This window comes from Streptomyces sp. NPDC048278, from assembly GCF_040652195.1.
Taxonomy (GTDB): Bacteria; Actinomycetota; Actinomycetes; order Streptomycetales; family Streptomycetaceae; genus Streptomyces.
Window position 1 is genome coordinate 49,912 of record NZ_JBEZLP010000014.1, and the last position, 23,351, is coordinate 73,262.

Consider the following 23,351-nt stretch of genomic DNA (forward strand, 5'->3'; position numbering starts at 1 on the left):
GGCATCCCGGTGACCACCCTCGCCTCCACTTCCCTGGAGATTCCCGCCGTCGCCGACGCCGAGGAGCTGACCTGCGACGTCCTTGTCGTCGGCGGCGGCACCGCCGGCACCATGGCCGCTCTGACCGCCGCCGAGCACGGTGCGAACGTGCTGCTCCTGGAGAAGGCCCACGTCCGTCACTCCGGGGCGCTCGCCATGGGCATGGACGGCGTCAACAACGCGGTCGTCCCGGGCCGTGCCGAGCCCGACGACTACGTCGCGGAGATCACCCGTGCCAACGACGGGATCGTCGACCAGTCCACGGTCCGGCAGACGGCGACGCGCGGTTTCGCCATGGTCCAGCGCCTGGAGTCGTACGGGGTCAAGTTCGAGAAGGACGAGCATGGCGCGTACGCGGTCCGCCAGGTGCATCGCTCCGGTTCGTACGTACTGCCGATGCCGGAAGGAAAGGATGTCAAGAAGGTCCTGTACCGGCAGTTGCGGCGTCGTGAGATGCGCGAGCGGATCCGGATCGAGAACCGGGTGATGCCGGTTCGGGTGCTGACGGCGGACGGGCGCGCGGTGGGCGCGGCGGGGTTCAACACCCGTACGGGGGCCTTTGTCACCGTCCGCGCGGGTGCGGTGATTCTCGCGACGGGTGCGGCCGGACGGCTGGGGCTGCCGGCTTCCGGGTACCTGTACGGGACGTACGAGAACCCGACCAATGCCGGTGACGGTTACGCCATGGCCTACCACGCGGGCGCGGAGCTGACCGGGATCGAGTGTTTCCAGATCAATCCCCTGATCAAGGACTACAACGGGCCTGCCTGCGCGTACGTCGCGAATCCGTTCGGGGGTTACCAGGTCAACCGGCACGGTGAGCGGTTCGTCGACTCCGACTACTGGTCGGGACAGATGATGGCGGAGTTCGCCGCCGAGGTGGCCTCGGACCGTGGCCCGGTCTACCTGAAGCTGAGCCACCTTCCCGAGGAGTCGGTCTCCGCTCTGGAATCCATCCTGCACTCCACCGAGCGGCCCACCCGTGGCACGTTCCATTCCGGGCGGGGGCACGACTACCGGACCCATGACGTCGAGATGCACATCTCCGAGATCGGACTGTGCGGCGGGCATTCCGCTTCCGGGGTCCGAGTCGACGACCATGCCCGGACGACCGTCCCCCGGCTGTACGCCGCCGGAGACCTGGCTTGTGTCCCGCACAACTACATGATCGGCGCGTTCGTCTTCGGTGACCTGGCGGGTGCGGACGCCGCCCGGTACTCCGTGTACGAGGGGGAGCTGCCGGCGGGCCAGGTGCGTGAGGCGCACGAGTTGGTCTACCGTCCGCTGCGCAATCCGGACGGCCCACCGCAGCCCCAGGTCGAGTACAAGCTGCGCCGTTTCGTCAACGACTACGTGGCGCCGCCGAAGTCCGGGGCGCGGCTCTCCCTCGCTCTGGAGTCCTTCGAGCGGATGCGGGAGGACATCGCCGCCATGGGTGCCCGCACCGCGCACGAACTGATGCGCTGTGCCGAGGTGAGCTTCATCCGCGACTGTGCGGAGATGGCCGCGCGTGCCTCCCTGGCCCGTACCGAGTCCCGTTGGGGTCTCTACCACGACCGGCTCGATCACCCCGAGCGTGACGACACTTCCTGGTTCCATCATCTCGATCTGCACAAGTCCCCCTCTGGTGCGATGGAGTTCACGGCTCGTCCCGTGGCTCCGTATCTGGTCCCGGTCGAGGAGTTCACCCCGGTCGGCGGTCCGTCCCGGTACATCGGCGAGGTGCGTCCGCTGGACGTGGCCACGGCGGGTGCCCGGGACGTGCCGCCGGTGGCCGCCGGGCCGGTGGCGGCCACCGGCGTGCGGCCGGTGGAGACGGACCGGGCCGAGCCGGTCTCACCCCGTCTTCTCGGGCTCCTCGCCCTCGCCGAGGAGGAGCCCGAACTCGCTGCTCTTGAGCCGTACTTGACCGATCTCGATGCCTCGGTGCGCCGTACCGCCGTCTCGGTGCTCACGGAGACGGCTCCGGCGGGGGTCGGGCCGGTGCTGGCCGGTGTGCTGGCCGATCCCGATCCCGGGGTCCGTGCGGTGGCGGCGGCCTCGCTGCGCGAGCTGGTCGAGACGCTTCCGTCCGATCCGGCGCTGGGTGATGCCCTCGTCGAGGCGCTCGGTGTGAGCGATCCTCTGGTGCGGGCGGCGGGGCTGGACGTGCTGCGGGCGCTGCGCCTGGGTGGCGCCGGTCTGTTCGCCGGTTTCCTGGCCGACTCCGATCCGGCGGTGCGGATCGAGGCGGTGCGGGCCCTGGTCTCGGTGGACGCCGCCGACGCCCTGGCGGGTGCCGTCGCCGACCCGTCCCGTGAGGTGCGGGTGACGGTGGCGAAGGCGCTCGGGACCGTAGGCGCCGCCGGTGCGGCCCCTGCGGAGGGCGGTGTGCTGGAGGCCCTGACCGCGCTCGCCGGCGATGCCGATGTGCTGGTCCGGGGTGCGGCCTACGAGGCCCTGGCGGGCGTCGGCTGTCCGTCGCCCCTGGCCGAGGGCGCCGTGGCCGCGCTGTCCGAACCGGCCTGGCAGGTGCGTGTCGGTGCCGCCAGGGCACTGGGGGCCGCCGACGGTGCCGTGGCGGTGCCGGCCCTCGCGAAGTCTCTCGCCGACCGGAACGCGGACGTCCGTAAGGCTGCCGTGCTCGCCCTGACCCGGCACTCAGGTGTCGAGGAGGCCCACGCGGCTCTGGCCACGGCGACGGCCGACCCGGACGCGGATGTCAGGGCCTATGCGGCGAGGGGGCTGTAGGCGCCTCCCTCGCCGGACCGGCGCCGCGGGTCCTATATCCAGTCCTCCGGTTCCGGCTCCGCGTCCATCTCGGGCCAGTGGTCGTCGTCCCCGGTCTCCGGTGCGGCGGGCGCCGGGGCGGGCGGCGTCTTCAGGGCGGCCAGCGCGCCGAGGACGCCCTCGCCGTAGGTCATGAGCTTCTTCTCGCCGACCCCGCCGATGGTGGCGAGTTCGGCGACGGACTCGGGCCACCGGCCGACGATCTCCCGCAGGGTGGCGTCGTGGAAGATCACGTAGGCGGGTACGCCCTGTTCGCGGGCCTGCTCGGCGCGCCAGGCGCGCAGGGCCTCGAAAGCGGGGAGCAGTTCCTGGGGCAGCTCTGCCACGGCTGCCTTGGCCTTGCCCTTGCCGGAGGAACCCGCGGAGCCGGAGCTTCCGTTCGCTCGCGAGACCGCCGGCTTCTTCGGCTCCTTGCGCAGCGGGACCTCGCGCTCCCGCCGCAGGACCGTCCCGCTGGCCTCGGTGAGCACCAGCGTGCCGTACTCGCCCTCGACCGCGAGCAGTCCCTGGGCGAGCAGCTGCCGGACGACGCCGCGCCATTCGCCTTCGTCGAGGTCGGTGCCGATACCGAAGACGGACAGCTGGTCGTGGTCGAACTGGATGACCTTGGCGGTGCGCTTGCCCAGCAGGATGTCGACGATCTGGACGGCGCCGAACTTCTGCCCGCGTTCGCGCTGGAGTCGTACGACGGTGGAGAGGACCTTCTGGGCGGCGACCGTGCCGTCCCAGGTCTCGGGCGGGGTGAGGCAGGTGTCGCAGTTGCCGCAGCCCGCGGCGTCGGGGTCCTGGCCGAAGTACTTGAGGAGCTGCCCGCGGCGGCACTGGGCGGTCTCGCACAGGGCGAGCATGGAGTCGAGGTGGGCCTGGGCGCGGCGGCGGAAGGCCTCGTCGCCCTCGCCCGACTGGATGAGCTTGCGCTGTTGTATGACGTCGTTGAGGCCGTAGGCCATCCAGGCGGTGGAGGGGAGGCTGTCGCGGCCGGCGCGGCCGGTCTCCTGGTAGTAGCCCTCGACGGACTTGGGCAGGTCGAGGTGGGCGACGAACCGGACGTCGGGTTTGTCGATACCCATGCCGAAGGCGATGGTGGCGACGACGACCAGGCCGTCCTCGCGCAGGAAGCGGGACTGGTGGGCGGCGCGGGTGCCCGCGTCGAGGCCGGCATGGTAGGGCACGGCGTCGACGCCGTTGCGGGACAGGAATTCGGCCGTCGTCTCGACGGACTTGCGGGAGAGGCAGTAGACGATGCCCGCGTCGCCCTCGTGTTCCTGGCGGAGGAAGGTGAGGAGCTGCTTCTTGGGGTCGGCCTTGGGGACGATCCGGTACTGGATGTTGGGCCGGTCGAAGCTGGCCACGAAGTGCCGGGCCGTCGGCATGTGCAGCCGCTCGGTGATCTCCTGGTGGGTGGCGTGGGTGGCGGTGGCCGTGAGCGCGATGCGCGGCACGTCGGGCCAGCGTTCCCCGAGCAGGGAGAGGCTGAGGTAGTCGGGGCGGAAGTCGTGGCCCCACTGGGACACGCAGTGCGCCTCGTCGATGGCGAAGACGGCGATCTTGCCGCGGCCGAGCAGGTCGAGGGTGGAGTCCAGGCGGAGCCGCTCGGGGGCGAGGTAGAGCAGGTCGAGCTCGCCCGCGAGGAACTGCGCTTCGACGACGCGCCGCTCGTCGAAGTCCTGGGTGGAGTTGATGAACCCTGCGTTGACGCCGAGGGCGCGCAGGGCGTCCACCTGGTCCTGCATGAGGGCGATGAGTGGTGAGACCACGATGCCCGTACCCGGTCTGACCAGGGCGGGGATCTGGTAGCACAGTGATTTTCCGCCGCCGGTGGGCATGAGGACGACGGCGTCGCCGCCCGCCACCACATGCTCGATGATCGCTTCCTGCTCGCCCCGGAAGGCGTCGTACCCGAAGACCCGGTGCAGCGTGGCCAGTGCCTCGCTGTCCGCCGGGCCGTGCGCCTGTGGCGCCCCCGGCGTCTCGGTCGTCCCTGGCATCTCGTCGGTCCCGCCCGTCCCGCCCATCGTCGTGTCCCCCGTACGTCGTCCTTCGACCACTGCCTCCACGATAGGGGTCCGGACCGACAGCGCCGGAGTTATCCACAGGCCCGCCGCCCGGGAGAGGGGTTCCGGTGCGGGGTTCCCCCGTCGGGCGGTGTCCTCGGTCCTGTCCTCAGCCCTTTGGCGGTCTCCGCGTGGCGGCCGGGAAGCGGTGCGGGCGATGCTGCACGGGCGGGACCGGGGAGGCCCGCGTCGTACGGAGGCGCCGCGTTCGCGTGCCTCTTCCGCCCCAAGGAGCATCAGGATGTCTCTCAGGTCCCGCACCGCCGGCGCCGCGCTGGCGCTGGCTGTGCCGTTCGCTCTGGCCGCGGTTCCCGCCGACGCGGCTCCCGTGCCCGATCCCGACCCGTTCGCGTGGACGGATCTGACCCCGACGTACACGGCGACGGCGGACTACCAGTACGAGCCGTTCGCGGTCACGGACGGGTACGCCCGCGCCGGGACCGGCACCTGTGACAAGGACGGCCAGGGCGGGCAGGGAGGCGCGGGCTACCACTACGTCAAGGCGTCCGCCGTCGGCAGTCTGGACCCGGCCGAGCCCGCGGGTCTCCTCTACGAGACCGACGCCGACGGCAACCGTGCCCTGGTCGCGGTGGAGTGGATCGTGCGGGCCGGCAGCGGGACCACCGCGCCGGCGTTGTTCGGGCAGCAGTTCCAGCCGGCGACGGTTCCCGGTGTCACGGGGCCGGTGTACACGTTGCGCGCGTGGATCTGGAAGGACAATCCGAGTGGCCTGTTCGCGCCGTGGAACCCCACGGTGACGTGCCCGTAGTCCTGGGTCGCACGCGCGCGTGGGCCCCGGCTCCTGTACGGGAACCGGGGCCCGGGGCCGTGCGGGATGGCTCAGCGCACGAACACTCCGGCCTGGCTCGCCAGGTTCAGGAAGTACTGCGGTGCGACACCGAGCACCAGGGTGACGGCGACGCCGAGGCCGATCGCCGCCATGGTGAGCGGTGACGGCACGGCGACCGTGGGCCCCTCGGGCCTCGGCTCGCTGAAGAACATCAGGACGATCACGCGGATGTAGAAGAACGCGGCGATCGCGGACGAGATCACACCGATCACGACGAGCGGGACCGCTCCGCCCTCGGCCGCCGCCTTGAACACGGCGAACTTCCCGGCGAAGCCGGAGGTCAGCGGGATGCCCGCGAAGGCCAGCAGGAAGACGGCGAAGACGGCTGCCACGAGGGGTGAGCGGCGGCCGAGCCCCGCCCACTTGGACAGGTGGGTGGCCTCGCCGCCCGCGTCGCGCACCAGGGTGACCACGGCGAACGCTCCGATGGTCACGAAGGAGTAGGCGGCCAGGTAGAAGAGGACGGACGACACGCCGTCCTTCGAGGTCGCGATGACACCGGCGAGGATGAATCCGGCGTGTGCGATCGACGAGTAGGCGAGGAGCCGTTTGATGTCGGTCTGGGTGATCGCGACGATCGCGCCGCCCAGCATGGTGATGATCGCGACGCCCCACATGACCGGCCGCCAGTCCCAGCGCATGCCGGGCAGGACGACGTACAGGAGGCGCAGCAGGGCGCCGAAGGCGGCGACCTTGGTGGCGGCGGCCATGAAGCCGGTGACCGGGGTGGGCGCGCCCTGGTAGACGTCGGGTGTCCACATGTGGAAGGGGACGGCGCCGACCTTGAAGAGCAGGCCCATGACGACCATGGCGGTGCCGATGAGGAGCAGCGCGTCGTTGCCCATGGTGTCGGCGAGGGCCGGGTCGACGTTGGTGACGGTGCCGTCGACGACCTGGGCGATGGTGGCATAGGACACCGAGCCGGCGTAGCCGTAGAGCAGGGCGATGCCGAACAGGGTGAACGCGGAGGCGAACGCGCCGAGCAGGAAGTACTTGACGGCGGCTTCCTGTGACATGAGGCGCTTGCGGCGGGCCAGGGCGCACAGCAGGTAGAGCGGGAGGGAGAAGACCTCCAGGGCCACGAAGAGCGTCAGCAGGTCGTTGGCCGAGGGGAACACCAGCATGCCGGCGACGGCGAAGAGCAGGAGCGGGAAGACCTCGGTGGTGGTGAACCCGGCCTTGACGGCGGCCTTCTCGGTGTCGCTGCCGGGGACGGCGGCGGCCTGGGCGGCGAAGGAGTCGACGCGGTTGCCGTGGGCCTCGGGGTCGAGGCGGCGTTCGGCGAAGGTGAACAGGCCGACGAGTCCGGCGAGCAGGATCGTGCCCTGGAGGAACAGGGACGGTCCGTCGACGGCGATGGCGCCCATGGCGGCGATGTGCGCCTTGGTGGTGCCGTATCCGTCGGCGGCCAGGGCGACGACCGCGGCGAACGCGGCGCACAGGGCGACGGCAGAGACGAACACCTGGGCGTAGTAACGGGACTTGCGCGGGACGAACGCCTCGACCAGCACCCCGACGATCGCCGCGCCGACGACGATGAGGGTGGGTGACAGCTGCCCGTACTCGATCTTCGGAGCCGGGATCTTCGAGATCGGCTCGGCTGCGGTTGTCCACAGGCTGTGGACGGCTGCTGCGCTCACTTGGCCGCCTCCACTGCGGGCTTCGGGTCGGTCTTGTGTACGTCCGACATGGTCTGCTTGACCGCCGGGTTGACGATGTCCGTGACGGGCTTCGGATAGACGCCCAGGAAGATCAGCAGGACGATCAGCGGGGCCACCACGAGGAGTTCGCGTGCCTTCAGGTCGGGCATCGTGGCTACTGCCGGTTTCACCGGGCCCGTCATCGTCCGCTGGTAGAGGACGAGGGTGTAGAGCGCGGCGAGGACGATGCCGAAGGTGGCGATGATGCCGATCGCCGGGTAGCGCGTGAACGTGCCGACCAGAACCAGGAACTCGCTCACGAAGGGCGCGAGGCCGGGCAGCGACAGGGTGGCCAGGCTGCCGATCAGGAAGGTGCCGGCGAGGACCGGGGCGACCTTCTGCACGCCGCCGTAGTCGGCGATGAGCCGGGAGCCGCGCCGGGAGATCAGGAAGCCGGCGACCAGCATCAGCGCGGCGGTCGAGATGCCGTGGTTGACCATGTAGAGGGTGGCACCGGACTGGCCCTGGCTGGTCATCGCGAAGATGCCCAGGATGATGAACCCGAAGTGCGAGATGGACGCGTAGGCCACCAGCCGCTTGATGTCGCGCTGTCCGACGGCGAGCAGGGCGCCGTAGATGATGCTGATCACGGCGAGCACCAGGATGGTGGGCGTCGCCCACTTCGACGCCTCCGGGAAGAGCTGGAGGCAGAAGCGGAGCATCGCGAACGTGCCCACCTTGTCGACGACCGCGGTGATGAGGACGGCGACGGGGGCGGTGGACTCCTGCATGGCGTTGGGCAGCCAGGTGTGCAGCGGCCACAGCGGCGCCTTCACCGCGAAGGCGAAGAAGAAGCCGAGGAACAGCCAGCGTTCGGTGCTGGTGGCCATGTGCAGGGTGCCGTTGGCGCGGGCCTGCGCGATCTCCGCGAGGGAGAAGTTCCCGGAGACCGTGTACAGGCCGATCACCGCGGCCAGCATGATCAGGCCGCCGACCAGGTTGTAGAGGAGGAACTTCACCGCGGCGTACGACCGCTGCGTGGACGCGGCCTCCTCGCCCTGGGCGTGGGCGCGGTCCCCGAAGCCGCCGATGAGGAAGTACATCGGGATGAGCATGGCTTCGAAGAAGATGTAGAAGAGGAAGACGTCGGTGGCCTCGAAGGAGATGATCACCATCGCCTCGACGGCCAGGATCAGGGCGAAGAAGCCCTGGGTGGGCCGCCACCGCTTGCTGCCGGTCTCCAGCGGGTCGGCGTCGTGCCAGCCGGCCAGGATGATGAACGGGATCAGCAGGGCGGTCAGGGCGAGCAGGGCGACCGCGATGCCGTCGACGCCCAGTTCGTAGCGGACGCCGAAGTCGCTGATCCAGGCGTGGGATTCGGTGAGCTGGTAGCGGGCACCGCCGGGGTCGAAGCGGACCATGACGATGATCGCCAGGACGAGGGTGGCGAGCGAGACCAGCAGCGCGAGCCATTTCGCGGCGGTGCGCCGGGCGGCCGGTACGGCGGCCGTGGCGACCGCGCCGACGGCCGGGAGGACCGCCGTCGCTGTCAGCAGGGGGAAGGACATCGGTATCAGACCGCCCTCATCAGCAGGGTCGCGGCGACCAGGAGGGCAGCGCCGCCGAACATCGAGACCGCGTACGAGCGCGCGTAGCCGTTCTGCAGTTTGCGCAGCCGGCCGGAGAGCCCGCCGAAGCCCGCCGCCGTGCCGTTGACGACGCCGTCAACCAGCGTGTGGTCGACATATACAAGGGAGCGGGTGAGGTGTTCGCCGCCGCGGACGAGGACGACGTGGTTGAAGTCGTCCTGGAGGAGGTCGCGCCGGGCCGCGCGGGTGAGGAGCGAGCCGCGCGGGGCGACGGCGGGGACGGGACGGCGGCCGTACTGGAGGTAGGCGATGCCGACGCCGATGATCAGGCAGACCATGGTGGCGCCGGTGACGACGCCCGCGCTGATCGGGGAGTCGCCCTCGCTGTGGCCGGTGATCGGCTCCAGCCAGTGCAGGAAGCGGTCGCCGATGCTGAAGAAGCCGCCGGCGAAGACCGAGCCGACCGCCAGGACGATCATCGGGATGGTCATGACCTTCGGCGACTCGTGCGGGTGCGGCTCGTGGCCGTGCTCGTCGGGCTGCCAGCGCTTCTCGCCGAAGAACGTCATCAGCATCACGCGCGTCATGTAGAAGGCGGTGATGGCCGCGCCGACCAGGGCGCAGGTGCCGAGGATCCAGCCCTCGGTGCCGCCCTTGGCGAACGCCGCCTCGATGATCTTGTCCTTGGAGAAGAAGCCGGACAGGCCCGGGAAGCCGATGATGGCGAGGTAGCCGAGGCCGAAGGTGATGAAGGTGACCGGCATGTATGTGCGCAGGCCGCCGTACTTGCGCATGTCGACCTCGTCGTTCATGCCGTGCATGACGGATCCCGCGCCGAGGAAGAGGCCGGCCTTGAAGAAGCCGTGCGTCACCAGGTGCATGATCGCGAAGACGTAGCCGATCGGGCCGAGGCCGGCGGCGAGGACCATGTAGCCGATCTGGGACATGGTCGAGCCGGCGAGGGCCTTCTTGATGTCGTCCTTGGCGCAACCGACGATCGCACCGAAGAGGAGGGTGACGGCGCCGACGACGGTGACGACGAGCTGGGCGTCCGGGGCGGCGTTGAAGATCGCTCCGGAGCGGACGATCAGGTACACGCCCGCGGTCACCATGGTCGCCGCGTGGATGAGGGCGGAGACCGGGGTGGGGCCTTCCATGGCGTCCCCGAGCCAGGACTGCAGCGGGACCTGGGCGGACTTGCCGCAGGCGGCGAGCAGCAGCATGAGGCCGATCGCGGTGAGCCTGCCCTCGGAGGCGTCGGTGGCGTGGCTGAGGACCGGGCCGAAGGCGAAGGTGCCGAACGTCGTGAACATCAGCATGATCGCGATGGACAGGCCCATGTCGCCGACGCGGTTGACGATGAAGGCCTTCTTGGCCGCGGTCGCCGCGCTGGGCTTGTGCTGCCAGAAGCCGATCAGCAGGTAGGAGGCGAGGCCGACGCCCTCCCAGCCGACGTACAGCAGCAGGTAGTTGTCGGCGAGGACGAGCAGCAGCATCGCCGCGAGGAACAGGTTGAGGTAACCGAAGAAGCGACGGCGGCGCTCGTCGTGCTCCATGTACCCGACCGAGTACAGGTGGATGAGGGAGCCGACGCCGGTGATCAGCAGGACGAACGTCATGGACAGCTGGTCGAGGCGGAAGGTGACGTCCGCCTGGAAGCTCTCCACCGGCACCCAGGTGTACAGGTGCTGCATCAGGGTCCGGTGTTCGGGGTCCTTGCCGAGCAGGTCGGCGAAGAGGATGACGCCGAACACGAAGGACGTCGTCGACAGGACGGTGCCGATCCAGTGTCCTACGGCGTCCAGGCGCCGGCCGCCGACCAGGAGGACGGCCGCTCCGAGCAGGGGCGCCGCGATCAGCAGCGCAATCAGGTTCTCCACGATTCAGCGACCCCTTACAGCTTCATCAGGCTGGCGTCGTCGACCGAGGCCGAGTGGCGGGTACGGAACAGCGACACGATGATCGCGAGCCCGACCACGACCTCCGCGGCGGCGACGACCATCGTGAAGAAGGCGATGATCTGGCCGTCGAGATTGCCGTGCATCCGGGAGAAGACGACGAACGCGAGGTTGCAGGCGTTCAGCATGAGCTCGATGCACATGAAGACGACGATCGCGTTCCGTCTGATCAGCACACCGGTGGCGCCGATCGTGAACAACAGGGCGGCGAGGTAGAGGTAGTAGACGGGGTTCACTTCGACGCCTCCTCGCTGCGCTTGAAGTGCGCGGGCTCGACCGGGGTCCGCTCCAGGCGTTCCTCGGAGCGCTGTTCCAGGGCGCGCAGGTCGCCGAGCGCCTCGGCGGACACGTCACGGAGCTGGCCGCGGTCGCGGAGCGTCTTGCTGACGGTGAGCTCGGACGGGGTGCCGTCGGGGAGCAGGCCGGCGATGTCCACGGCGTTGTGCCGGGCGTAGACGCCGGGGGCGGGCAGCGGCGGCAGGTGCTTGCCGTCGCGGACGCGCTGCTCGGACTGCTCGCGCTGGGTCTTGGGGCGTTCGGTGCGCTCCCGGTGGGTGAGCACCATGGCGCCGATGGCGGCGGTGATGAGCAGGGCGCCGGTGATTTCGAAGGCGAAGACGTACTTGGTGAAGATGAGGGCGGCGAGGCCTTCCACGTTGCCGTTGGCGTTGGCCTGGCCGGTGCCTTCGAAGTTCTTCAGGGAGGCGTTGGCGATGCCCGCGAAGAGCAGGACGCCGAAGCCGACCCCGCAGAGAAGGGCCAGCCAGCGCTGGCCCTTGATGGTCTCCTTCAGGGAGTCGGCGGCGGTCACGCCGACCAGCATCACCACGAAGAGGAACAGCATCATGATCGCGCCGGTGTAGACGACGATCTGGACGATGCCGAGGAAGTAGGCGCCGTTGGCGAGGTAGAACACCGCCAGGATGATCATGGTTCCGGCGAGCGAGAGCGCGCTGTGCACGGCCTTCTTCATGAAGACGGTGGACAGGGCGCCGATCACGGCGACGGTGCCGAGGACCCAGAACTGGAAGGCCTCGCCGGTGGAGGTGGCGTAGGCGGCGAGCTGCGGGCTCATGCGTCCACCTCCTGGTCCTGCTCCCCGGGCTGCTCGCCCTTGGAGACGGCCACCTGGCGTACGGTCCCGGGCGCGGCCTCGGTGACCAGGCCCCGGTAGTAGTCCTGCTCGTCGGTGCCCGGGAAGATCGAGTGCGGCGAGTCGACCATGCCCTCTTCGAGGCCGGCGAGGAGCTGTTCCTTGGTGTAGATGAGGTTGGCGCGGCTGCTGTCGGCCAGTTCGAACTCGTTGGTCATCGTCAGCGCGCGCGTGGGGCACGCCTCGATGCACAGGCCGCACAGGATGCAGCGGGCGTAGTTGATCTGGTAGACGCGGCCGTAGCGCTCGCCCGGCGAGTAGCGCTCCTCGTCGGTGTTGTCGGCGCCTTCCACGTAGATGGCGTCGGCGGGGCAGGCCCAGGCGCACAGTTCGCAGCCGACGCACTTCTCCAGGCCGTCCGGATGGCGGTTGAGCTGGTGCCGTCCGTGGAACCGCGGGGCCGTGGTCTTCTTCTGCTCCGGGTACTGCTCGGTCAGCCGCTTCTTGAACATGGCCTTGAAGGTCACGCCGAAGCCGGCCACGGGGTTCTGGAAACCGGGCTTGGTCTCCTTGGGCTCCTCAGCCATCGGACGCCTCCTTTCCATCCGCAGGTCCGTCACTGACAGTGTCCGGCCCGCCACTGACAATCAGCTCCCGCTCCCGGCGAGGGGTGCGCCGGGGCACCGGCGGCAGTTCCTGTCCGGGCAGCGGCGGTACGGGGAAGCCGCCCGCCATCGGGTCGAACGCGACCGGTTCGGCGGTCGGCTGCGCGGCCTCCTTGCCCTTGTCGCGGAACATGTCGACGACGAAGGACAGGACCAGCAGGGTGAGGACTCCGCCGCCGACGTACAGGGCGATGTCGGCGAAGTCGTAGTTCTGGTTGCGCAGGGTCCGTACCGTCGCGACGAGCATCAGCCAGACCACGGAGACCGGGATGAGGACCTTCCAGCCGAGCTTCATCAGCTGGTCGTAGCGCACGCGCGGGAGGGTGCCGCGTACCCAGACGAAGCCGAACAGCAGCAGGACGACCTTGGCGAGGAACCAGAGCATCGGCCACCAGCCGTGGTTGGCGCCCGCCCAGACGGTGCTGATCGGCCAGGGGGCCCGCCAGCCGCCGAGGAACAGGGTGGTCGACACGGCAGAGACCGTCACCATGTTGACGTACTCGGCGAGCATGAACATCGCGAACTTGATCGACGAGTACTCGGTGTTGAAGCCGCCGACCAGGTCGCCCTCGGACTCGGGCATGTCGAACGGGGCGCGGTTGGTCTCGCCGATCATGGTGACGACGTAGAGGACGAACGAGACCGGCAGCAGCAGGATGTACCAGCGGCCCTGCTGCTGGTCGACGATCGTGGACGTCGACATCGACCCGGAGTACAGGAACACGGAGGCGAACGCGGCGCCCATGGCGATCTCGTAGGAGATCATCTGGGCGCAGGAGCGCAGGCCGCCGAGGAGCGGGTAGGTGGAGCCGGAGCTCCAGCCGGCGAGGACGATGCCGTAGATGCCGACGGAGGCGACCGCGAGGATGTAGAGCATCGCGATCGGCAGGTCGGTGAGCTGCATCGTGGTGCGGTGGCCGAAGATGGAGATCTCGTTGTCGGCCGGGCCGAACGGGATGACCGCGATGGCCATGAACGCCGGGATGGCCGCGACGATCGGCGCCAGGATGTAGACGGCCTTGTCGGCGCGTTTGACGACGACGTCTTCCTTGAGCATCAGTTTGATGCCGTCGGCGAGCGACTGGAGCATGCCCCAGGGGCCGTGCCGGTTGGGGCCGACGCGCAGCTGCATCCAGGCGACGACCTTGCGCTCCATGACGATGGAGACCAGCACGGTCACCATCAGGAAGCCGAAGCAGAAGACCGCCTTGATGACGACCAGCCACCAGGGGTCGCGGCCGAACATGGAGAGGTCTTCAGCGGCGAGGTACGGGCTCATGCCTCCACCTCCTTGGGTGCCTCACCGGCGGTGGCCGCCGGGCCGATGCGGACGAGGGAGCCGGGCAGCGCCCCGGTGTCGGAGGCGACGCCGCCGCCGGCCGAGTTCAGCGGGAGCCAGACCACGCGGTCGGGCATCTCGGTGATCCGGAGCGGGAGTTCGACGGTGCCGTTGCCCGCGGTGACGGCGATGAGGCCGCCGTTCTCGACGCCCGCCTCGGCGGCGGTCGCCGCGGACACGCGCGCGTGGGCGGCGTGCCGGGTGCCTGCCAGTGCGTCGTCGCCGTCCTGGAGGACACCCTGGTCGAGGAGGAGCCGGTGCCCGGCGAGCACGGCCTCCCCGGCGGCGGGCCTGGGCAGCGATACCGCCGTCTCCTGGGGTTCGGAGGCCTTGGGTCCGTCCCAGGCGCCGAGCCGGTCCAGTTCCGCCCGCGCGGTGCGCAGGTCGGGCAGGCCGAGGTGGACGTCCATGGCGTCGGCGAGCATGTGCAGCACGCGCGCGTCAGTGGGCGGGAGCGGCCGGGTCATCTGCTCGGGCTTGAGGGCGGCCTCGAAGAGACGTGCCCTGCCTTCCCAGTTGAGGAAGGTGCCGGCCTTCTCGGCGACCGCGGCGACCGGCAGGACGACGTCGGCGTGCTCGGTGACCTCGCTGGGCCGCAGCTCCAGCGAGACCAGGAAGCCGACGGCTTCGAGTGCCGCACGCGCGCGTGCCGGGTCGGGCAGGTCGGCGACCTCGACGCCGGCGACCACCAGGGCGGAGAGTTCGCCGCGGGCGGCGGCCTCGACGATCTGGCCGGTGTCGCGGCCGTAGCGGAGCGGGAGTTCGGAGACGCCCCAGACGGCGGCGACCTCCTCACGCGCGCGTGGGTCGGTGGCCGGACGGCCGCCCGGCAGCAGCGTCGGCAGGGCGCCCGCCTCGATCGCGCCGCGCTCACCGGCCCGGCGCGGGATCCACACCAGCTGGGCGCCGGTGGCGGTGGCGGCCCGTACGGCGGCGGTGAGGCCGCCGGCGACCGCGGCCAGCCGCTCCCCCACGACGATCACCGCGCCGTCGGAGCGCAGTGCCTCGGCGGCCCGGGCACCGGAATCCTCCAGGCCGACGCCGCTCGCGAGCGCGTCCAGCCACTCGGTCTCGGTGCCGGGCGCGGCCGGCAGCAGGGTGCCGCCGGTCTTCTCCAGGCCACGGGTGGCGTAGGTGGCGAGGGAGAAGACCTGCTGCTTGTGCTTGCGCCAGGCCTTGCGCAGCCGCAGGAAGACGCCGGGCGCCTCCTCCTCCGACTCGAACCCGACCAGGAGGACGGCGGGCGCCTTCTCCAGGGAGGTGTGGGTGACGCCCGTGCCGTCCAGGTCACGGCCGCGGCCCGCGATCCGTGCGGCCAGGAAGTCGGCCTCCTCGCTGGTGTGCACGCGCGCGCGGAAGTCGATGTCGTTGGTGTCGAGGGCCACGCGCGCGAACTTGCTGTACGCGTAGGCGTCCTCGACGGTGAGCCGGCCGCCGGTGAGGACGCCGGCCCGGGAGCGGGCGGCGGCCAGGCCCCGGGCGGCGGCTTCGAGGGCCTCCGGCCAGGAGGCGGCTTCGAGGACGCCCTGGGCGTTGCGGACCAGCGGGGTCTCCAGGCGGTCCTTCTGCTGCGTGTACCGGAACGCGAAGCGTCCCTTGTCGCAGATCCACTCCTCGTTGACCTGGGGGTCGTTGGCGGCGAGCCGCCGCATGACCTTGCCGCGCCGGTGGTCGGTGCGGGTGGCGCAGCCGCCCGAGCAGTGCTCGCACACCGACGGCGAGGAGATCAGGTCGAAGGGCCGGGAGCGGAAGCGATACGCCGCCGAGGTCAGCGCGCCGACCGGGCAGATCTGGATGGTGTTCCCGGAGAAGTACGACTCGAACGGGTCGCCCTCGCCGGTGCCGACCTGCTGGAGCGCGCCGCGTTCCAGGAGTTCGATCATCGGGTCGCCGGCGACCTGGTTGGAGAACCGGGTGCAGCGGGCGCACAGCACGCACCGCTCGCGGTCGAGGAGGACCTGCGTGGAGATCGGGACGGGCTTCGCGTAGGTGCGCTTGCGGCCGTCGAAGCGGGACTCGGCGTTGCCGTGCGACATCGCCTGGTTCTGCAGCGGGCACTCGCCGCCCTTGTCGCAGACCGGGCAGTCCAGTGGGTGGTTGATGAGCAGCAGCTCCATCACGCCGTGCTGGGCCTTCTCGGCCACGGGCGAGGTGAGGTGGGTCTTCACCACCATCCCGTCCGTACAGGTGATCGTGCAGGAGGCCATGGGCTTGCGCTGGCCCTCGACCTCGACGATGCACTGGCGGCAGGCGCCGACCGGGTCGAGCAGGGGGTGGTCGCAGAAGCGCGGGATCTCGACGCCGAGCTGCTCGGCGGCGCGGATGACCAGGGTGCCCTTGGGCACGCTGATCTCGATGCCGTCGATCGTCAGCGTGACGAGGTCCTCCGGCGGGACCGCCGCCGTTCCCCCCGAGGAGGGGGAACTCGTGGTCACGGTCATGCGTTCACCTCCGGGCGGTCCGCCCAGGCCGTCGACTTGGCCGGGTCGAAGGGGCAGCCCCGGCCCGTGATGTGCTGTTCGTACTCCTCGCGGAAGTACTTGAGCGAGGAGAAGATCGGGGACGCCGCGCCGTCGCCGAGGGCGCAGAAGGACTTGCCGTTGATGTTGTCGGCGATGTCGTTGAGCTTGTCGAGGTCGGACATCACGCCCTTGCCGTCCTCGATGTCGCGCAGCAGCTGCACGAGCCAGTAGGTGCCTTCGCGGCAGGGGGTGCACTTGCCGCAGGACTCGTGGGCGTAGAACTCGGTCCAGCGGGTGACGGCGCGCACCACACAGGTGGTCTCGTCGAAGCACTGGAGCGCCTTGGTGCCGAGCATGGAACCCGCGGCGCCCACTCCTTCGTAGTCGAGGGGTACGTCGAGGTGCTCGTCGGTGAACATGGGGGTCGAGGAGCCGCCCGGGGTCCAGAACTTCAGGCGGTGGCCGGGCCGCATCCCGCCGCTCATGTCGAGGAGCTGGCGCAGGGTGATGCCGAGCGGTGCCTCGTACTGGCCGGGGCTCGTGACGTGGCCGCTGAGCGAGTAGAGCGTGAAGCCGGGCGACTTCTCGCTCCCCATCGACCTGAACCATTCCTTGCCCTTGTGGAGGATGGCGGGAACCGAGGCGATGGACTCGACGTTGTTCACAACAGTCGGGCAGGCGTAGAGCCCTTCGACAGCCGGGAAGGGGGGACGCAGTCGCGGTTGGCCGCGGCGGCCTTCGAGCGAGTCGAGCAGTGCGGTCTCCTCACCGCAGATGTACGCGCCGGCGCCGGCGTGCACGGTGAGGGTCAGGTCGAGTCCGCTGCCGAGGATGTCCTCGCCGAGGTAGCCGGCCGCGTAGGCCTCGCGCACGGCCTCGTGCAGCCGCCGCAGGACGGGGACGACTTCACCCCGCAGGTAGATGAAGGCATGCGACGACCGGATGGCGTAGCACGCGATCACGATGCCCTCGATGAGGCTGTGCGGGTTGGCGAAGAGGAGCGGGATGTCCTTGCAGGTCCCGGGTTCCGATTCGTCGGCGTTGACAACTAGATAGTGCGGTTTGCCGTCGCCCTGCGGAATGAACTGCCACTTCATCCCGGTGGGGAACCCCGCGCCGCCACGGCCGCGCAGTCCGGACTCCTTGACGTAGGCGATCAGGTCGTCCGGCGTCATGGCGAGCGCCTTGCGGAGACCCTCGTATCCTTCGTGCCTCCGGTAGACGTCGAGCGTCCAGGACCGGTCCTCGTCCCAGAAGGCCGACAGCACGGGTGCGAGCAGCTTCTCGGGACTGGTGTCCTTCAGGTCGGGTGCCACCGTCATCACTCCCCCTCCTCTGCGGACGGTGCTTCCTGGGATCCCTGGGCGCGTGGATGGACCACGCGTGCGGTCTCCCCCTTGGCCAGGCGCAGGCCCACCAGTGAGGCGGGGCCGGCGCTGCCGCTCTCCTCGACGGCTCCGGGCCGTTCGTCGGGGAAGCCGGCCAGGATCCGCGCGGTCTCCTTGAAGGTGCACAGCCGGGCGCCGCGCGTGGGCTCGACGTCCCGGCCCGCGCGCAGGTCGTCGACGAGGCGCTTGGCGCTGGCCGGGGTCTGGTTGTCGAAGAACTCCCAGTTGACCATCACGACGGGCGCGAAGTCGCAGGCCGCGTTGCACTCGATGTGCTCCAGGGTGACCTTGCCGTCGTCGGTGGTCCCGCCGTTGCCGACGCCGAGGTGCTCCTGGAGGGTCTCGAAGATCGCGTCGCCGCCCATGACCGCGCACAGGGTGTTGGTGCAGACGCCCACCTGGTAGTCGCCGGAGGGCCTGCGCCGGTACATGGTGTAGAAGGTGGCGACGGCGGTGACCTCCGCCGTGGTCAGCTCCAGGACGTCCGCGCAGAACTGCATCCCGGTGCGCGTGACGTGCCCTTCCTCCGCCTGCACGAGGTGCAGCAGCGGCAGCAGGGCGGACCGGGAGTCGGGGTAGCGGGCGACGACGTCGCGCGCGTCCGCCTCCAGGCGGGCCCGGACGTCGTCCGGGTAGGCGGGCGCGGGCAGCTCGGGCATGCCCAGGCTGACACCGCGCTCCGAGGAAGAGGTGGTCACCGGTCGACGCCTCCCATCACGGGGTCGATGGACGCCACCGCGACGATGACGTCGGCGACCTGGCCGCCCTCGCACATCGCCGCCATGGCCTGCAGGTTGGTGAAGGACGGGTCGCGGAAGTGGACCCGGTAGGGGCGGGTGCCGCCGTCGGACACGGCGTGCACGCCGAGTTCGCCCTTGGGGGACTCGACGGCCGCGTAGGCCTGGCCGGGCGGGACGCGGAAGCCCTCGGTGACCAGCTTGAAGTGGTGGATCAGGGCCTCCATGGAGGTGCCCATGATCTTCTTGATGTGGTCGAGGGAGTTGCCGAGTCCGTCCGGCCCGAGGGCGAGCTGGGCGGGCCAGGCGATCTTCTTGTCGGCGACCATGACCGGTCCGGGCTGGAGCCGGTCCAGGCACTGCTCGACGATCCCGAGCGACTGGCGCATCTCCTCCAGGCGGACCAGGAAGCGGCCGTAGGCGTCGCAGGTGTCGGCCGTCGGGATCTCGAAGTCGTATGTCTCGTAGCCGCAGTACGGCTGGGCTTTGCGCAGGTCGTGCGGGAGGCCGGCGGAGCGCAGGATCGGGCCGGTGGCGCCGAGGGCCATGCAGCCGGCCAGGTCGAGGTAGCCGATGTCCTGCATGCGGGCCTTGAAGATGGGGTTCCCGGTGGCGAGCTTGTCGTACTCCGGGAGGTTCTTGCGCATCTTCTTCACGAACTCGCGGATCTGGTCGACCGCGCCGGGCGGCAGGTCCTGGGCGAGGCCGCCGGGACGGATGTACGCGTGGTTCATCCGCAGGCCGGTGATGAGCTCGTAGAGATCGAGAATCATTTCACGATCGCGGAAGCCGTAGATCATGATCGTGGTGGCGCCGAGTTCCATGCCGCCGGTGGCGATGCACACCAGGTGGGAGGAGAGCCGGTTCAGCTCCATCAGGAGCACCCGGATGATGTCGGCGCGCTCGCTGATCTGGTCCTCGATGCCGAGGAGTTTCTCGACGGCGAGACAGTAGGCGGTCTCGTTGAAGAAGGACGTCAGGTAGTCCATGCGCGTCACGAACGTGGTGCCCTGCGTCCACGTGCGGAACTCGAGGTTCTTCTCGATGCCGGTGTGGAGGTAGCCGATGCCGCAGCGGGCCTCGGTGACGGTCTCGCCGTCGATCTCCAGGATGAGGCGGAGCACTCCATGGGTGGACGGGTGCTGGGGACCCATGTTGACGACGATGCGTTCGTCGTCGGCGCGGGCCGCGGACTGGACGACCTCGTCCCAGTCGCCACCGGTGACCGTGTACACGGTGCCCTCGGTGGTCTCCCGCGGAGTTGCGTGCTGCGTGCTCATGAGTACGACCTCCGCTGGTCCGGAGCCGGGATCTGGGCGCCCTTGTACTCGACGGGGATGCCGCCGAGCGGGTAGTCCTTGCGCTGCGGATGGCCCTGCCAGTCGTCCGGCATCATGATCCGCGTCAGGGCCGGGTGACCGTCGAAGACGATCCCGAAGAAGTCGTAGGTCTCGCGCTCGTGCCAGTCGTTGGTCGGATAGACGGAGACCAGGGACGGGATGTGCGGGTCGGCGTCCGGGGCGCTGACCTCCAGGCGGATCAGCCGGTTGTGGGTGATCGAGCGCAGGTGGTAGACGGCGTGCAGCTCGCGGCCCTTGTCGTGCAGGTAGTGGACGCCGCTGACGCCGGTGCACAGTTCGAAGCGCAGGGCCGGGTCGTCGCGCAGGGTGCGGGCGACGCGCGGCAGGTGCTCGCGTTCGACGTGGAAGGTGAGCTCGCCGCGGTCGACGACCGTCTTCTCGATGGCGTTGTCCGGGAGCAGTCCCTGTTCCTCCAGGGCGCCCTCCAGCTCGTCGGCGACCTCGTCGAACCAGCCGCCGTAGGGGCGGGTGGCCGGTCCCGGGAGCCGGACCGAGCGGACCAGGCCGCCGTAGCCGGAGGTGTCGCCGCCGTTGTTCGCGCCGAACATGCCGCGCTGGACGCGGATCTCCTCACCGCCCTGGCCGCGCTGGCCGGGGAGGTTGTCGGCGGCCAGGTCCTTCTCCGGGTTGACCCCGTTGTGGCCGTTCGCGTCGCTCACCGCAGCAGCCCCTTCATCTCGATCGTGGGCAGGGCCTTGAGCGCCGCCTCCTCCGCCTCCCGGGCCGCTTCCTTCGCGTTGACGCCGAGCTTGGAGGTCTGGATCTTCTGGTGGAGCTTGAGGATCGCGTCCATCAGCATCTCGGGGCGCGGCGGGCAGCCCGGCAGGTAGATGTCGACGGGGACGATGTGGTCGACGCCCTGGACGATCGCGTAGTTGTTGAACATGCCGCCCGAGGACGCGCAGACGCCCATGGAGATCACCCACTTCGGGTTGGGCATCTGGTCGTAGACCTGCCTGAGCACCGGCGCCATCTTCTGGCTGACCCGGCCGGCCACGATCATGAGGTCGGCCTGGCGGGGTGAGCCGCGGAAGACCTCCATGCCGAAGCGGGCCAGGTCGTAGCGGCCGGCGCCGGTGGTCATCATCTCGATGGCGCAGCACGCGAGGCCGAAGGTGGCGGGGAAGACGGACGCCTTGCGCACCCAGCCCGCGGCCTGCTCGACGGTGGTCAGCAGGAATCCGCTCGGCAGCTTTTCTTCGAGTCCCATGTCTAAAGGCCCCTCAGTCCCATTCCAGGCCGCCGCGCCGCCAGACGTACGCGTAGGCGACGAAGACGGTGAGCACGAAGAGCAGCATCTCCACGAGCCCGAAAACACCCAGGGCGTCGAAGGTGACGGCCCAGGGGTAGAGGAAGACGATCTCGATGTCGAAGACGATGAAGAGCATCGCCGTCAGGTAGTACTTGATCGGGAAACGCCCGCCGCCGGCCGGCGTGGGGGTCGGCTCGATACCGCACTCGTAGGCTTCGAGCTTGGCGCGGTTGTACCGCTTCGGACCGATCAGCGTGGCCATGACCACGGAGAAGATCGCAAAGCCTGCCCCGAGGGCTCCCAGTACGAGGATGGGCGCATAGGCGTTCACCGCTCCTCGCTCCTCTCAGTCGGCACTGACTGGTGGCGGTTCGGATCGGGCTCCCCACCTGCCTCGTCCGTCCCGCGAACCCCGCGCGTCCCGGGCGAAGATCGCGAACATGTGAAGCAGGTCACAAGCCCAACTGCCTCGCATCTTATGCCCGCCGCTCTGTGATCTGCGACACGGGGTATTGCACAAGCTTTGTGATCTCCACCACCTGACGATCGATCATGAAGTCGGATGAGCGGTGATCTTCACACACGAAGCGTTCGCTTGATCACCAGACGTGACATTTTCGACCGTCTCTGCAGACGGGAGGGGGTTTCGAGCGGGCGTCTCTATATCAAGAGGGTTCCCCTGCATGCAAATTCGCGATGGACCGGACGCCTTGATAGTGCGCCGCATTCACACATCAGAGGGAGGCGCGAGGAGTGATGTGGACGCGTGCACGCGTTCACGAACCCGGGACGCGCGAGACGCACCCCCACCGGTAACCGTTCCGTGACCTCCGCCACATCCATGAGAGGCGTCTGAGAACGGGGCTTGGCCAACCATCCAAACCGATGGTAGGCGGGGGGCAATCCGGACGTAACAGCGAAAGAGCGTGATCACGGGCTTGATCACAGGCGTCCGCAATGTCCGTTACGGCGTCAATAAAGAATGACGCGCGAGAGATTCACCGGCTCCATTGAGCAACTGTGGCGCAGCACACGTTTCTTGTAGATATGAAGGAGCCCCTGATACCGGTTGTTCCCATGTCCCACACCGCTCACATACGCAGCCACCGGAAGCCCCGCCGCAGCGCGACGACAAGCATCGCCGTGCGCGCCGGAGTTGCCAGTGGCGTCCTCGGCATGGCAGCGGCGGGCGCGGCCTCGGCGAGTGCCGCCGAACCCGTGACGCAGACGCTCGAACTGCCCACTCTGACGGCCGACCTGGCCACCCAGGTGGCCCAGTCCGCCGACGCCACGCAGCAGGCCGCGGCGAACTACACCCTCCAGGCCGAGCGCGACGCGGCAGCCGCAAATGCCGCGAAGCAGGCCAAGGCGGACCTCGCCGAGGCGAAGCAGAAGGCCGAGGCCAAGAAGAAGAAGGCCGAGGAGGCCCGTAAGGCCGCCGCAGAGCGCGCCACCTCGCGCAGCGCCGAGCGGACCACCCTCAGCGCCTCCGCGGGCTCCAGCGCCTCCACGAGCACGTCCACGAGCAGCTCCACGGCGACCGGTTCGGCCGCCGCGGTGGTCGCCTTCGTGAAGGCCCAGATCGGCGACGCCTACGTCTCCGGCGGCACGGGCCCCAACTCGTGGGACTGCTCGGGTCTCGTCCAGGCCGCCTTCAAGTCGGTCGGCGTCAGCCTGCCGCGCGTCTCCCAGGACCAGTCGACGCAGGGCACCCAGGTCTCGCTGAGCAACCTCCAGCCCGGCGACATCCTCTACTGGGGCAGCGCCGGCAGCGCGTATCACGTGGCGGTGTACGTGGGCGACGGCATGTTCGTCGGCGCGCAGAACCCCTCCAGCGGCGTCGGTGAGCACCCGCTGTCGTACGACCCGCCGACCGGCGCGGTGCGGGTGCTCTGACCGCCTGGGCAACAACCCGGGCAACAAGGACAACTCAGGCATCACGCAAGCACGGTAGGGCCGCAGCCGCTCGGGGGCAGCGGCCCTTCCGGCGTACCCGCGCTGTCGCGGATCACCGTGCCGTCGCGGATCACCGTGCCGCCCTCCCCCGGTTGTCCACAGACCACACGCTGCCACGGGGGTTTTCCACAGGCTCGCCCGTGATCCGGTGACTCCTGGGATGCTCGGTGCAGGCCGCTCGTACGGAGCGGCGGACCCG

18 protein-coding genes are annotated in these 23,351 nt (G+C 69.6%); 3 read left to right on the forward strand and 15 right to left on the reverse strand.

Annotated features, from left to right (window positions below; genetic code table 11):
* The first annotated feature begins 9 nt into the window (after window positions 1–9).
* Window positions 10–2,769: a fumarate reductase/succinate dehydrogenase flavoprotein subunit gene (locus AB0D74_RS24470; protein ID WP_362590714.1), complete on the forward strand. Its 2,760-nt coding sequence runs from the start codon at window positions 10–12 to the stop codon at window positions 2,767–2,769.
* Window positions 2,770–2,801: 32 nt separating this feature from the next.
* On the opposite strand, the gene recQ is transcribed toward AB0D74_RS24470, so the two are convergent.
* Window positions 2,802–4,796: a DNA helicase RecQ gene (gene recQ / locus AB0D74_RS24475; RefSeq protein WP_362591202.1), complete on the reverse strand. Its 1,995-nt coding sequence runs from the start codon at window positions 4,794–4,796 to the stop codon at window positions 2,802–2,804.
* Between the two features lie 307 nt (window positions 4,797–5,103).
* Between recQ and AB0D74_RS24480 the strand changes: the two genes are divergently transcribed.
* Window positions 5,104–5,631: a hypothetical protein gene (locus AB0D74_RS24480; RefSeq protein ID WP_362590717.1), complete on the forward strand. Its 528-nt coding sequence runs from the start codon at window positions 5,104–5,106 to the stop codon at window positions 5,629–5,631.
* Between the two features lie 71 nt (window positions 5,632–5,702).
* Here AB0D74_RS24480 and nuoN read toward each other — a convergent pair whose 3' ends face one another.
* Genes nuoN through AB0D74_RS24550 form a run of 14 tightly spaced genes read right to left on the reverse strand, consistent with a single transcriptional unit; the run spans window position 5,703 to window position 21,527 of the window.
* Window positions 5,703–7,352, reverse strand: a complete 1,650-nt coding sequence (gene nuoN, locus AB0D74_RS24485; protein ID WP_362590720.1) for an NADH-quinone oxidoreductase subunit NuoN — start codon at window positions 7,350–7,352, stop codon at window positions 5,703–5,705.
* Complete coding sequence (locus tag AB0D74_RS24490) at window positions 7,349–8,920, reverse strand: NADH-quinone oxidoreductase subunit M (RefSeq protein ID WP_362590723.1); 1,572 nt, start codon at window positions 8,918–8,920, stop codon at window positions 7,349–7,351. Before AB0D74_RS24490 ends, nuoN begins: the two co-directional genes overlap by 4 nt.
* Window positions 8,921–8,925: 5 nt before the next feature.
* Window positions 8,926–10,821 carry an NADH-quinone oxidoreductase subunit L gene (nuoL, locus tag AB0D74_RS24495; protein ID WP_362590726.1) on the reverse strand — a complete coding sequence of 632 codons (1,896 nt, stop codon included), beginning with the start codon at window positions 10,819–10,821 and terminating at the stop codon, window positions 8,926–8,928.
* A gap of 14 nt (window positions 10,822–10,835) precedes the next feature.
* Window positions 10,836–11,135 carry an NADH-quinone oxidoreductase subunit NuoK gene (gene nuoK / locus AB0D74_RS24500; RefSeq protein WP_046726439.1) on the reverse strand — a complete coding sequence of 100 codons (300 nt, stop codon included), beginning with the start codon at window positions 11,133–11,135 and terminating at the stop codon, window positions 10,836–10,838.
* Window positions 11,132–11,974, reverse strand: coding sequence for an NADH-quinone oxidoreductase subunit J (locus AB0D74_RS24505; protein ID WP_362590728.1), 843 nt, complete (start codon window positions 11,972–11,974; stop codon window positions 11,132–11,134). Before AB0D74_RS24505 ends, nuoK begins: the two co-directional genes overlap by 4 nt.
* Window positions 11,971–12,579, reverse strand: coding sequence for an NADH-quinone oxidoreductase subunit NuoI (nuoI, locus tag AB0D74_RS24510; RefSeq protein WP_362590731.1), 609 nt, complete (start codon window positions 12,577–12,579; stop codon window positions 11,971–11,973). The genes AB0D74_RS24505 and nuoI overlap by 4 nt, the downstream gene beginning before the upstream one ends.
* Window positions 12,572–13,936, reverse strand: a complete 1,365-nt coding sequence (nuoH, locus tag AB0D74_RS24515) for an NADH-quinone oxidoreductase subunit NuoH (protein ID WP_362590734.1) — start codon at window positions 13,934–13,936, stop codon at window positions 12,572–12,574. The genes nuoI and nuoH overlap by 8 nt, the downstream gene beginning before the upstream one ends.
* Complete coding sequence (locus AB0D74_RS24520) at window positions 13,933–16,437, reverse strand: NADH-quinone oxidoreductase subunit G (RefSeq protein ID WP_362590737.1); 2,505 nt, start codon at window positions 16,435–16,437, stop codon at window positions 13,933–13,935. Before AB0D74_RS24520 ends, nuoH begins: the two co-directional genes overlap by 4 nt.
* Window positions 16,434–17,783: an NADH-quinone oxidoreductase subunit NuoF gene (gene nuoF / locus AB0D74_RS24525; protein ID WP_362590740.1), complete on the reverse strand. Its 1,350-nt coding sequence runs from the start codon at window positions 17,781–17,783 to the stop codon at window positions 16,434–16,436. The genes AB0D74_RS24520 and nuoF overlap by 4 nt, the downstream gene beginning before the upstream one ends.
* A complete protein-coding gene (gene nuoE / locus AB0D74_RS24530; RefSeq protein WP_362590742.1) occupies window positions 17,780–18,544 on the reverse strand; it encodes an NADH-quinone oxidoreductase subunit NuoE in 765 nt (254 codons plus the stop codon). The genes nuoF and nuoE overlap by 4 nt, the downstream gene beginning before the upstream one ends.
* A complete protein-coding gene (locus AB0D74_RS24535) occupies window positions 18,541–19,863 on the reverse strand; it encodes an NADH-quinone oxidoreductase subunit D (RefSeq protein ID WP_362590745.1) in 1,323 nt (440 codons plus the stop codon). The genes nuoE and AB0D74_RS24535 overlap by 4 nt, the downstream gene beginning before the upstream one ends.
* A complete protein-coding gene (locus tag AB0D74_RS24540; protein WP_362590748.1) occupies window positions 19,860–20,603 on the reverse strand; it encodes an NADH-quinone oxidoreductase subunit C in 744 nt (247 codons plus the stop codon). The genes AB0D74_RS24535 and AB0D74_RS24540 overlap by 4 nt, the downstream gene beginning before the upstream one ends.
* Window positions 20,600–21,154 carry an NADH-quinone oxidoreductase subunit B gene (locus AB0D74_RS24545; RefSeq protein ID WP_053654534.1) on the reverse strand — a complete coding sequence of 185 codons (555 nt, stop codon included), beginning with the start codon at window positions 21,152–21,154 and terminating at the stop codon, window positions 20,600–20,602. The genes AB0D74_RS24540 and AB0D74_RS24545 overlap by 4 nt, the downstream gene beginning before the upstream one ends.
* Window positions 21,155–21,167: 13 nt before the next feature.
* Complete coding sequence (locus AB0D74_RS24550; RefSeq protein ID WP_007383963.1) at window positions 21,168–21,527, reverse strand: NADH-quinone oxidoreductase subunit A; 360 nt, start codon at window positions 21,525–21,527, stop codon at window positions 21,168–21,170.
* A 746-nt stretch (window positions 21,528–22,273) separates the two neighbouring features.
* On the opposite strand from AB0D74_RS24550, the gene AB0D74_RS24555 reads away from it, so the two are divergent.
* Window positions 22,274–23,092 carry a C40 family peptidase gene (locus AB0D74_RS24555; RefSeq protein ID WP_362590753.1) on the forward strand — a complete coding sequence of 273 codons (819 nt, stop codon included), beginning with the start codon at window positions 22,274–22,276 and terminating at the stop codon, window positions 23,090–23,092.
* Window positions 23,093–23,351: the final 259 nt, after the last annotated feature.